Here is an 11,928-nt window from a genome sequence, read left to right on the forward strand (position 1 = left end):
ACCCTGCCGGACGAAATGCAGGCGGAGCAACGATCGGTCCTGTGACGCAGACAGATACGACGAGGAAATTCCGGTCGCTGTACCGGCACGGCTTCGCCCGCGTCGCCGCTTGCACCGGGCGCAGCCATCCGGGCGACCCGGCGGCCAACGCCCGCGCCCTGCTCGACCTCGCACGGAGCTGCCACGCGGACGGCGCGGCGCTGGCGGTGTTTCCCGAGCTCTGCGTCTCCTCCTACGCCATCGACGACCTGCTGCTGCAGGGAGCGTTGCTCGATGCCGTCGATGACGCCCTCGGCACGCTCGTCGCCGCCTCCGCCGACCTGACGCCGGTCCTCGTCGTCGGCGCGCCCCTGCGCTGGCGGCACCGGCTCTACAATTGCGCCGTGGCGATCCACGGCGGGCGCATCCTCGGCGTCGTTCCGAAAAGCTACCTGCCGAACTACCGCGAGTTCTACGAGAAGCGGCACTTCGCCCTCGGGGCCGGCGTGACCGGCGAGAGCATCCGGGTCGCCGGCGCCGAGGCGCCGTTCGGCACCGACCTGCTCTTCGCCGCCGAGGACCTGCCCGGCTTCCTCCTCGGGATCGAGATCTGCGAAGATCTCTGGGTGCCGGCGACGCCGGGGATGGAGGCGGCGCTGGCCGGGGCGACCGTGCTCGCCAACCTCTCGGGCAGCCCGATCACCATCGGACGGGCGGAGTCGCGCAGCCTTCTCAGCCGCTCGGCCTCGATGCGGGGGCTCTGCGCCTATGTCTACGCCGCGGCCGGGCAGGGCGAGTCGACCACGGACCTGTCCTGGGACGGGCAGACCAGCATCGACGAGAACGGCGTGCGGCTGGCAGAAGGCGCGCGCTTCAGCCCCGATCCGGTGACGACGCTCGCCGACGTCGACCTCGACCTGATCGCGCAGGAGCGACTGTCCGCAGGCAGCTTCGACGACAATGCGCGCGAGCACGGCCGGACCTACCGCCGCATCGGCTTCCGGCTCGATCCGCCGGCGGGCGACCTCGGCTTGCGGCGGCGGGTCGAGCGCTTTCCGTTCGTCCCGGCGGATCCGGCCCGCCTCGCCCAGGATTGCTACGAGGCCTACAGCATCCAGGTCGCCGGCCTCGCCCAACGCTTGGAGGCCACGAGCACCAGGAAACTCGTGATCGGCGTCTCAGGCGGGCTCGATTCCACGCATGCCCTCATCGTCGCGGCCAGGGCCTTCGACAGGCTCGGGCACCCGCGAGCGGACATCCTTGCCTACACGCTGCCGGGCTTCGCCACGTCGGACGAGACCAAGGCCAACGCGCACGCGCTGATGGCCGCGCTCGGAGTGACGGCGAACGAGATCGACATCCGGCCGACCGCCAAAATGATGCTGGAGGAGATGGGCCATCCATTCGGGCGGGGCGAGCCCGTCTACGACGTCACCTTCGAGAACGTGCAGGCGGGGCTTCGCACCGACTACCTCTTCCGTCTCGCCAACCAGCATGGCGGCATCGTGCTCGGTACCGGCGATCTTTCGGAGCTGGCGCTCGGCTGGAGCACCTACGGCGTCGGCGACCAGATGAGCCATTACGGCGTCAATGCCGGCGTGCCGAAGACGCTGATCCAGCACCTCATCCGCTGGGTGGTCGCCTCGGGCCAGTTCGGACAGGCCGAGAACCGCACCTTCCTCGCTGTGCTCGACACCGAAATCTCGCCCGAGTTGGTGCCGGCCGCGGACGGCAAGGGGCGGCAGAGCACCGAGAACAGGATCGGCCCCTACGCCCTGCAGGACTTCAACCTCTACTACACGCTGCGCCACGGCTTCCGGCCTTCGAAGATCGCCTTTCTGGCAACTCATGCCTGGGGCAACCGGGAGGCCGGTTCCTGGCCGCAGGACATGCCGGAGACAAAGCGCGCCGCCTACGACCTGCCGGAGATCCGGCATTGGCTCGGCGTGTTCCTCGATCGCTTCTTCCGGTTCAGTCAGTTCAAGCGCTCGGCGCTGCCCAACGGCCCGAAAGTCTCGGCGGGCGGCGCCCTCTCGCCCCGCGGCGACTGGCGCGCGCCCTCCGATGCCAGCGCCAAGGCCTGGCTGGACGAGTGGGAGCGCAACATCCCCGCCGACTGACGCTCACCGCCCCTCACCCCGTGAAAACCGACGGACATAAACCTGTCCGATTGTCCGGCTATGCCGTTCCCGGCAGGGTGGCGTGGCGGAGGAAGATCCGATGCGAAGCTACAACCTTTTTCGCCTGAAAGGCGATCAGGGGCTCTGTTGCGCGGTTCCCGAGAGCCATGTCGTGCCCCGCTTCGTGACGGGCGGCCGCTGGAGCTTCGGCGGAAAGGTCGAGGAGCACTCGACCGCAACGCCCGGCTTCGACGGGAAAGCGGCCGCTACCTCCGTCCGCTTCAACGGCTTCTACCTGTTCCAGGTGATGGATCGGCCGACCCACTGAAGCCTCCCCGCCTTCGATCGCCGATATCACCGGCTTTCGAGAAAGCCGGCGAGCCTTCCTTAATGTATCATAGGTAACGGTGGCCGCCGGAGCCGTAGCTCGGGGACCAAGATGTCGATGGATCAGCGCCAGACCGTGCGCAACAGGACGTTCCTCAAGGGCAAGATCGTCTTCAACAACGGCTGTTCCACCATGGACTGCCTGGTCCGGGATATGTCCGGCACCGGCGCGCGGCTGGAACTGAGCGAGACGACGACGCTGCCGGAGGTGTTCGACCTCTACATCCAGAACAAGGACCAGACTTTCCGGTCGACCCTGCGCTGGCGGCGCGCCAACGGCGTCGGCGTCACCTTCGACGACATGGTCTTGAAGCCTGCGCCCGCTTCCGCGAAGGAGGTCGCCCCGCAGCCGGTCGCAGCCGATCCGTCGCTGGCGATGCTCGTGCGGCGCATCACCGAACTCGAAGCCGAGAACGCCGCCCTGCGGTCGGTCATCGCCTCGATGGGGCGAGCGACCAGCACCGCCGCCTGAAGCGCTTCAGCCGGCCTTCAGGGCTGCCCGTATCCGCTCGGCGTGATCTGCGAGAACGGCGTTGTCGGCCATGCCGCCCTCGTGGCGCTTCAGCGGAACGCCCTCGCGGCGCGGCACGAGATGCACGTGCAGGTGAAACACCGTCTGTCCGCCGGCCGCCTCGTTGTACTGGAAGACGGTGAGGCCGTCGGCCTCGAAGGCCGCCGTCACGGCGCGCCCGACGCGCTGCGCCACCGCGATCAGCCGTGCCAACACCACAGGGTCGGCATCGAGCAACCCACGTGAGGGCGTCTTCGGGATCACCAGGGTATGCCCCTCCGCCTGGGGCATCACGTCCATGAAGGCCAGCGTGTCCTCGTCCTCGTAGACCGTGTGGGCCGGGATCTCGCCGCGCAGGATTTTTGCGAAGATGTTGTCCGGGTCGTAGGCGGTGCTCATCGGATGCCGCTCCTCGCGGGTCGATCGGGGTTCGGGCGGCAGGTTGCACAGGCCGGACCCGAGCGTCCACAGCCTGCCCGACGCCGAGGGCGCGAACTCTTCGAGCGGTGATGCGTTGAAGGCTCCGGTTACGCTTGCACCCGCAGGCGGTTCGAGCGGGAGAGCAGGCATTGGCCGAGAGCACGGGCGCGATCTACACGGCCGCGGGGGCGAACCTCGCCATCGCCGCGGCGAAATTCGCGGGCGCCTTCCTGACGGGTTCGTCGGCGATGCTCGCCGAGGGTGCGCATTCGGTGGTCGACACCACCAACCAGATCCTGCTCCTCGTCGGCATCAAGAGCGCGCAACGGCCGGCCGACGCCAAGCACCCCTTCGGCTACGGCCGCGAGATCTACTTCTACGCCTTCATCGTCGCGCTGTTCATTTTCCTCGGCGGCGGCCTGTTCGCGATCTACGAGGGCGCGCACAAGATCCAGCATCCCGAGCCGCCGGCCGACGCGACCATCCTCGGCTACCAGCTCTCCGGTTTCTGGATCAACGTCGGCATTCTCGGGTTTTCGATCCTGGCGGAGGGCTATTCCTGCTGGGTGGCGATCCAGGCGTTCTGGGCCGAGAAGGGCAACGATTCCGCCTTCTCCGCGATCCAGCGCAGCAAGGACCCGGCGCTCTACACCATCCTTGTCGAGGACGTCGCCGCCCTGATCGGCCTCGTCATCGCCATGGCCGGCGTGGTGCTGGCTCGCATCCTCGACATGCCGGTGCTCGACGGCTGGTCCTCGGTCGGCATCGGCATCGTCCTGATCGGCATGGCGATCTTCCTGATGACGGAGACGCACGGGCTGCTGATCGGCGAGGCGGCCGATCCGACGGTGGTCGCGGCCATCGACGAGGCGGTACGCCAGGAATCCGCAGTCCATCACGTCAACGAGGTCCTGACCCAGCATCTCGGGCCGTCCGACATCCTGGTGAATGTCAGCCTCGACGTGGAAGACGCCCTGCCCGCAGGGGAGATCGAGCGGCTCGTCGGCCGCCTGGAAAAGCGCCTGAAGGCACAGAACGCCGACGTGAAGCGGGTCTTCATCGAAATCCAGTCGAAGCAGGCCGCAAAGTCTGGAGCCGCGCTGAGCGCCTGACGGCGCGCGATCTCAGGCTGCGCTGCGCCGCTCGACGATCCGCGCCAGAAACGCCGCGCCGAGGGGGAGTAGCGTGTCGTCGAAGTTGAAGCTCGCGTTGTGCAGGCCGGGACCGGGCGTGGCACCGAGCCAGGCATAGGCGCCCGGCACGGTCTTCAGCATGTCGGCGAAATCCTCGCTGCCCATGCGCGGCTTGCAGTCCGCGTCGACGTTGTCGGCCCCGAGGACCTCGGCGGCGATCGCGGCCGCGGCGGCGGCCTGGTCGGGGCTGTTGTCGAGCACCGTGAACACGTCGCGGATCTCGACTTCGGCCCGGGCACCGTAAGCCGCGGCGATGCCGGTGGCGATCTCGCGGATGCGCTGGCCGACGAGTTCGCGCAGGGCCGGGTCGAAGGTGCGTGCGGTGCCCGCGATGTGCGCCCCCTCGGGGATCACGTTGTAGGCCGCGCCGGCATGGATCTGCGTGATCGAGACCACGGCGGATTTCAGCGGGTCGGCGTTCCGGCTGACGATCGACTGCATGGCCTGCGCGACGGCGGTGGCCACGACGATCGGGTCGACGCTCTCGTGCGGCTGCGCGGCGTGTGCGCCGCGTCCGATGATGCGGATGTCGAAGAAGTCCGCGGCCGCCATGGCCGGCCCGGGCCGGAGGAGGATCTTGCCGTGCGGCCCGTTCGGCTGGTTGTGGATGGCGAAGATCTCGTCGACGGGGAAGCGTTCGAACAGGCCGTCGGCGATCATGGCGCGGGCGCCCCCAAGCCCTTCCTCGGCCGGCTGAAACACGAACACGGCGGTGCCGTCGAAATCCCGGGTCTCGGCAAGGTAGCGCGCCGCGCCGAGGAGCATGGTGGTGTGCCCGTCATGGCCGCAGGCATGCATCCGTCCCGGCACCGTCGAGCGGTAGGGGAGGTTCGTCTCCTCGGTGATCGGCAGCGCGTCCATGTCGGCCCGCAGCCCGATCCGCCGCTTGCCCGGCCGCCCTTCGAGCACGCCGACGACGCCGGTCTTGCCGAATCCCCGATGCACCGCGACGCCGACTTTTTCGAGGTGCTCGGCGACGATGCCGGAAGTTCGGACCTCCTCGAAGCCGAGTTCGGGATGCGCATGAAGGTCGCGCCGGATCGCCGTCAGTTCGTCGGCGAAGCCTTTGATGCGGTCGATCGGGCTCATGGTGACGTCTCCTCCTTCGTGCCGGCGGCGTGACTGAGTTAGGTCGGCGGCCCTGTGTTCGTCCTACCCTGAAACGGCAGATCCGGCGGTTCATAAGGTAGGTCGTCATTCCATGTCCGACCGCCCCGGTGCGGCTTGCGCGCATCTCCTAACCCCGCGTGCGGGGAGAAGGAGAGGCGGTCGAGCGATCCGATAAGACCGGAGGCCTATTCGTCACACGCCCGGAACGGCGTCATCGTTGCATACTCGTCCATCGCCGCCTGTACGTAGCCCCGCTCGCGCTCGAGATAGCCGGCCACGGCGCGGCGCAGGCTCAGTTCTGCGATGTCGTGGGCCGAGTGCATCGCCACGGGGCGGTAGCCGCGGGCAAGCTTGTGCTCGCCCTGCGCGCCGGCCTCGACGCGCTTCAGGCCATTGGCCAGAGCGAACTCGATCGCCTGATAATAGCAGACCTCGAAATGCAGGAAGGGATGATCCTCCACGCAGCCCCAATTGCGCCCGTAGAGCGCGACGTCGCCGATGAAGTTGATCGCGCCCGCGATCAGCCGCCCCTCGCGCCGCGCCATCACAAGCAGGATGCGCTCCGGCATCCGCTCGCCGATCAGCCGAAAGAACGTCTTGTTGAGGTAGGGCCGGCCCCATTTGCGCGCGCCGGTGTCGACGTAGAATTCGAAGAACGCGTCCCAATGCGCCTCCGTGATCTCGGACCCGGTGACGTGTTCGATCGTGATGCCGCAGCCCAGTGCCTCGCGCCGCTCGCGCTTGATCGCCTTGCGCTTTCGCGAGGCCAGATCGCCCAGAAAGTCTTCGAACGTGGAATACCCCCGATTCTCCCAGTGAAATTGCTGGTCGATCCGCTGCAGCAACCCGAGAGCGCCGGCTTGATCCCATTCCCGTTCGCGCATGAAGGTGACGTGGATCGACGAGGCCTCGGTCTCGGCTCGCAGCGCCCGCAATCCTGCCACGATGGCCGCGGCCGCCGCGTCCGGCTCCTCGCCGGGCGCGATCAGGAAACGCGGCCCGGTCACCGGCGTGAACGGCACGCTCACCTGCAGCTTCGGGTAGTAGGCCCCGCCGGCCCGCTCGATGGCATCGGCCCAACCCTGGTCGAACACGTATTCGCCCTGGCTGTGCGACTTCAGATAGCAGGGCGCGGCCCCGACGAGCCGGCCCGCGCGCTCGACGGTAACGTGCAGCGGCAGCCATCCGGTTTTTCGCGAGACACAGCCCGATTCCTCGAGCGCCGAAAGAAAGGCGTGAGAGACGAACGGGTTGAAGGTCTCGTCACCGGCCGCGAGCGTCTCGGGCGAGGTGGCACAGCGATCCCACTCGGCCGCCGGAATGCGCGCAAGCCCCGGCACCGCCCGCACATGCAGCTCCGCTGCCGGCGCGTCGTCCTGGGTACGGGAGGATGTCTCCATCGCGGGCAATCTAGCCGCGCGGGGGGCGGGGGCAAGAAGGGCGGGGGTGCTCCGTCGTCACGCCTTCGGGCGGGGCACAGTCTGGAGCTCGGCGTGACGCGGTCGATGTTTGGATTGGACCGAGGACGGACCGACCGCTTCCATCCGACCACCAGGAAGAGGCCGGCTTTGATAGTCCGGTCAGCCGCGCATCTCAGGCCGCAGCGAGCCTGATCCAAGGTGCTCCGGACCCTATCATCGGCAGCAACGCGACCCCGCTTTTCAACCCGGGCGGTACGGCTGCGGGGCCGGGCAGCAAGTTGGCCGTCCTGCATGGAAGCTGCCAGGGAAGCACGCTGCAGAGCCTGATCACCGTGCACGGCCTCCTGCTCGGCGCGTGATCTCGACCTCGTCGCGACCCAAACGCCTGAATTCCCGATCGGGACCTCGGACGAGGGTCGATCACCGGGCGGCGCTGGTGGGTCCGCCGCGATCCGGCTGATCGGCGGCGTCCAAGGTCTTGGCCTTCTCGTACCACCACTGCGACTGCGCAGGATTGGCGGCGAGACCGCCGGCCGGCAACGTCCGGAGGATCTGCTCGTCGTAGCTCCGCGCCATGCCCAAGGCGCCGCGCGCATCGCCGTCGGCGGCGATTCGACCGAAGAACTGACGCGCCCTGGTGACGTCACCGGCTGCAAGGAGTTGCTCGGCGCGCGCGACGAGCGCATCGAGCTTCGGATTCGGCTGAGGCGGCGAGGCTTTCGTCTGGGACGGCTCCGCCGCTGCGGATTCGTGGGTCGCGGCGACGGGCGTTTCCGGTGCAGGCGGAACGCTCGACGGCGGCTCCGGCTCGACCGCAGCGTTGGGCGGGAAGGCCGTCACGGGGGCATCGGTCGTGCCGATGGCGTTCGCGTCGGGGTCCGGCAACCCGGCTGTCGCCAGTCGCCGCTGGAAGGTGCTTCCCGTGGTCGCTACGGCGGGCTCCGGATCTGCCGGCAGTTGCGGAGCAGAGGGGGCGCCGACGGTTTGAGCCTCGTCGCGAGGGACGCCGACGCCCGGTGAAGCCGGTCGAGAGGACGGGTCCGCGCTGCCGCGAGGGGCTTCCTTCGCGACGATCGCGTCATTGGCGACGATCGCGTTCTGCGGGACGAGCGCCGGCCCCTTGAGGCCGGCATAGGCTGCTGCCGCGCCTGCCAGCACGACGCCTGCCAGCACGACGGGCCATCGTCCTCCGCCGAAGTGCCTGTGGAAAAGGGCCTTGACCGGGCCCTCAGCTATGAAGTTCGCAGGGGCTGAGAGGGCCGATCGCGTGCCATCGGACGTAGCCTTATCGTTCGCCGGCCCAGCAAGATCGAAATCGAATGTCGACCGATCGTTCGCGAGAGCAGGCGACTCCGCCCGGTCGGGCGCGACATATTCCGGCTGAACGAGCCGTCTCGCGACTGCAAGGCGTTCGAGTTGCCCGTGTCGCGGCAATGGGAATGGAACTCTTTCGGGAACACTCGGCATGACGAATGCCATCCTTCTTGGTCGGCATCAGCGAAAGCTTGACCACAACGGCGGCGGTCGCAGTGCCGCAGACTGAGAAACTGAGCCACCGGGCATCAACGGCAAGATTGTGCCCCGCTTGTGGCAATATCGATACATCAGCAAATAATACTCGTGCAAATCGGATGCTTTCTTCCGATCGATGCAGATACAACAATCTAAGATTGTGTCATGCAATCAAGTCATTCATAAATAATAATTTAGTAAAAATTGCCGTTTGTTTAGAAAAACAGGCAATAACTACGATAATTTATCAGCTTGGTCAGTCGAAACCTAAAACAATATATACGACACGTACCAGGAAATTATCCGTGCTTTGCTCGACGCAGGCTCCGATAAACGTCGTACCATCAACGAGATTTCTTCGAACGAACGACATCCCGCCGATGAACGATCACTATCGGCATGTTGTCAGACGATATCTTGAAATAATTTCGAAAAAAATAGGACATCGCTCAAGTTAAGCATTTACGGTTTTGGAGATTTAGGCGAAACAGTCGCTGCTTTCTGCCGTTTGATACGCTTTTTCGACACGGCTTCGTACATCTCGATACTTGGCGCATCGATGACGGTGATGGGCATCGATCCGCTCGGCGTCTCCGTAATGTCGCGCGTTCCGCGGGACGGCTCGATCTCGGCGTCCACGCGGCAGGCTGCGCGTTTGAGATTGGCGGTTCCCTTGCAGTCGCCGAGAAGTCGTTCGGCGATCTTCGCGCCAGTCTTCGTCCCGAGGGCTCCCGCCTGAAGTCGAAGCTTTTGTCCGCCTACGGATCTCGCGCAGACATAGCCGCCCTTCGGATCGTCGACGCAGTTGACGCTCGGCACGACGATCCTCTTGCCAATAAAGGTGTCGGGCATATCGACCAGCCTTTGCAGGTCGGCGCGATCCTGAGCCGCGACCTCCAAGCTCGTCCACGACACGGCGATCAGCGACAGGGAAAACGCCCTCATCGTCATTTCCCCAAATCGATCCGAGCAACCCGAATCGAATATTGCAGGATGCCAACGATCACCATTCGAGCATGAAACGCCATGTGCGTCAGGAAGCTTTGGTGCTCTGCCTTTACCCGTTGGACACCTGTCGACGGCCGATTCTGTAGGACCTCCGGCTCGGCAGCCGGGTTCGTCCATCGGCGAAGATTCAGGGGCCGCGACCCGGCTGCCCTGCCGATGGAGACGGTGCCGTGACCGTTCTGGTTTCGGACGTGCTCACCCCGAGGATGCCGTCGTTCCACCACGCGAAGAGGGCGGCGGCGATGACGATCAGCGCGACCAGCACGAGAATGAGCTTTCTTCCTCCGCGCGACGGCGTCGCGACGGCGCAGTGCGGGCAACATCGCGCATTGCTCAAGACCGGCTGCCGGCATCGACTGCATCGCCGAAGGTGCGCCATGGACCAACCTTCTCCTCAGGACCGTCGGGGAAATCCTCTGATGCGATGGAGCAGCCGACCCTCATGGGGGGGGACTGGCTGCGAAGCCGTCGATCGCCGCTGGGACGTTCGTGCCCGATTCCAACCTGAGACGCCCTCCCGCCCTCTGCAACCGTTTCCGCCTGCAAAGCTGCATGCTAAGGGCGGTCAGACGGCGAACCGCCAAGCCCGCCCCGGGCTAGCGCGTTCGCATCAATTGAATTTTGCATACAGGCGGGCGCGCTGAGACCATGAAGGACATTCTCGAGAAGCTCGCGGAGCGGCGCGATGCCGCCCGTCTCGGCGGCGGCACGAAGCGCATCGAGGCCCAGCACAAGCGCGGCAAGCTCACGGCGCGCGAGCGCATCGAACTCCTGCTCGACCACGGGTCGTTCGAGGAATTCGACATGTTCGTACAGCACCGCTCCACCGATTTCGGCATGGAGAAGCAGAAGATCCCCGGCGACGGCGTCATCACCGGCTGGGGCACGGTGAACGGCCGCACCGTCTTCCTGTTCTCGAAGGATTTTACGGTCTTCGGTGGCTCGCTCTCCGAGACGCACGCGCAAAAGATCATCAAGGTCCAGGACATGGCCCTGAAGATGCGTGCCCCGATCATCGGCATTTTCGATGCCGGCGGCGCGCGCATCCAAGAGGGCGTCGCGGCGCTCGGCGGCTACGGCGAAGTTTTTCGGCGCAACGTCGCGGCGTCCGGCGTGATCCCGCAGATCTCGGTGATCATGGGACCATGCGCGGGCGGCGACGTCTACTCGCCGGCCATGACCGACTTCATCTTCATGGTGCGCGACACGAGCTACATGTTCGTCACCGGCCCGGACGTGGTGAAGACCGTCACCAACGAGGTCGTGACCGCCGAAGAGCTCGGCGGCGCCAAGGTCCACACCACGAAGTCCTCGATCGCCGACGGCTCGTTCGAGAACGACGTCGAGGCGCTGCTGCAGATCCGCCGCCTGATCGACTTCCTGCCGGCCAACAACATCGACGGCGTGCCGGAGATCGAGAGCTTCGACGACGTCAACCGGCTCGACAAGGGCCTCGACACCCTCATCCCGGACAACCCGAACAAGCCCTACGACATGGGCGAGCTCATCCGGCGCATCGTCGACGAGGAAGACTTCTTCGAGATCCAGGCGACCTACGCCCGCAACATCATCACCGGCTTCGGCCGCATCGAGGGCCGTACGGTGGGCTTCGTCGCGAACCAGCCGCTGGTGCTGGCCGGCGTGCTCGACTCGGACGCCTCCCGCAAGGCGGCGCGCTTCGTGCGCTTCTGCAACGCGTTCTCGGTGCCGATCGTGACGTTCGTCGACGTGCCGGGCTTCCTGCCGGGCACGGCGCAGGAATACGGCGGCCTGATCAAGCACGGCGCCAAGCTGCTCTTCGCCTACTCGCAGGCGACCGTGCCCCTCGTCACCATCATCACCCGCAAGGCGTTCGGCGGCGCCTACGACGTGATGGCCTCGAAACACGTTGGCGCGGATCTCAACTACGCTTGGCCGACGGCGCAGATCGCAGTGATGGGCGCCAAGGGCGCGGTCGAGATCATCTATCGCGCCGAGGCCGGCGACAAGGACAAGATTGCCGAGCGGACCTCCGAGTACGAGAAGCACTTCCTCTCGCCGTTCGTGGCCGCCGAGCGCGGCTACATCGACGAAGTGATCATGCCCCACTCGACCCGCAAGCGCATCGCCCGCGCGCTCGGCATGCTCCGCTCCAAGGAGATGGAGCAGCCGTGGAAGAAGCACGACAACATTCCGCTGTAGGGGGCTACATCGACCATCATCCCGGGACCGCGAAGCGGAACCCGGGATCTACGACTGGCCTGTCCCCTTTCGCAGCGTAGCATCAC

Annotated in this window: 10 protein-coding genes; 5 read left to right on the plus strand and 5 right to left on the minus strand. The window is 66.2% G+C overall.

The window, feature by feature from the left end; genetic code table 11:
• Positions 1–41: 41 nt before the first annotated feature.
• The 3 genes from MHA02_RS02190 to MHA02_RS02200 all read left to right on the plus strand — a co-directional run bounded on the left by MHA02_RS02190 (position 42) and on the right by MHA02_RS02200 (position 2,958).
• Positions 42–2,099, plus strand: coding sequence for an NAD(+) synthase (locus tag MHA02_RS02190; protein ID WP_373318399.1), 2,058 nt, complete (start codon positions 42–44; stop codon positions 2,097–2,099).
• A gap of 100 nt (positions 2,100–2,199) precedes the next feature.
• Positions 2,200–2,427 carry a hypothetical protein gene (locus MHA02_RS02195; protein ID WP_147076341.1) on the plus strand — a complete coding sequence of 76 codons (228 nt, stop codon included), beginning with the start codon at positions 2,200–2,202 and terminating at the stop codon, positions 2,425–2,427.
• A 111-nt stretch (positions 2,428–2,538) separates the two neighbouring features.
• Positions 2,539–2,958, plus strand: coding sequence for a PilZ domain-containing protein (locus MHA02_RS02200; RefSeq protein WP_147076342.1), 420 nt, complete (start codon positions 2,539–2,541; stop codon positions 2,956–2,958).
• Positions 2,959–2,964: 6 nt separating this feature from the next.
• Here the strand turns inward: MHA02_RS02200 and MHA02_RS02205 are convergent, their stop codons facing one another.
• Positions 2,965–3,396: an HIT family protein gene (locus MHA02_RS02205; RefSeq protein ID WP_147076343.1), complete on the minus strand. Its 432-nt coding sequence runs from the start codon at positions 3,394–3,396 to the stop codon at positions 2,965–2,967.
• 170 nt (positions 3,397–3,566) lie between these two features.
• Between MHA02_RS02205 and MHA02_RS02210 the strand changes: the two genes are divergently transcribed.
• Positions 3,567–4,529: a cation diffusion facilitator family transporter gene (locus tag MHA02_RS02210; protein ID WP_147076344.1), complete on the plus strand. Its 963-nt coding sequence runs from the start codon at positions 3,567–3,569 to the stop codon at positions 4,527–4,529.
• A 12-nt stretch (positions 4,530–4,541) separates the two neighbouring features.
• Here the strand turns inward: MHA02_RS02210 and MHA02_RS02215 are convergent, their stop codons facing one another.
• The 4 genes from MHA02_RS02215 to MHA02_RS02230 all read right to left on the minus strand — a co-directional run bounded on the left by MHA02_RS02215 (position 4,542) and on the right by MHA02_RS02230 (position 9,598).
• Positions 4,542–5,699 (minus strand): M20 aminoacylase family protein, encoded by a 1,158-nt coding sequence (locus tag MHA02_RS02215; RefSeq protein WP_147076345.1) that lies wholly within the window; start codon positions 5,697–5,699, stop codon positions 4,542–4,544.
• A gap of 206 nt (positions 5,700–5,905) precedes the next feature.
• Entirely contained in the window at positions 5,906–7,120 is a 1,215-nt protein-coding gene (locus tag MHA02_RS02220; protein WP_147076346.1) for a GNAT family N-acetyltransferase, read from the minus strand.
• Positions 7,121–7,561: 441 nt separating this feature from the next.
• Complete coding sequence (locus tag MHA02_RS02225) at positions 7,562–8,314, minus strand: hypothetical protein (RefSeq protein WP_147076347.1); 753 nt, start codon at positions 8,312–8,314, stop codon at positions 7,562–7,564.
• A gap of 801 nt (positions 8,315–9,115) precedes the next feature.
• A complete protein-coding gene (locus MHA02_RS02230) occupies positions 9,116–9,598 on the minus strand; it encodes a hypothetical protein (protein ID WP_147076348.1) in 483 nt (160 codons plus the stop codon).
• Positions 9,599–10,309: 711 nt separating this feature from the next.
• Here MHA02_RS02230 and MHA02_RS02235 point away from each other — a divergent pair.
• Entirely contained in the window at positions 10,310–11,842 is a 1,533-nt protein-coding gene (locus MHA02_RS02235) for an acyl-CoA carboxylase subunit beta (RefSeq protein WP_147076349.1), read from the plus strand.
• Positions 11,843–11,928: the final 86 nt, after the last annotated feature.

It is taken from the genome of Methylobacterium haplocladii (assembly GCF_007992175.1).
In the GTDB taxonomy this organism is placed as follows: Bacteria; Pseudomonadota; Alphaproteobacteria; order Rhizobiales; family Beijerinckiaceae; genus Methylobacterium; species Methylobacterium haplocladii.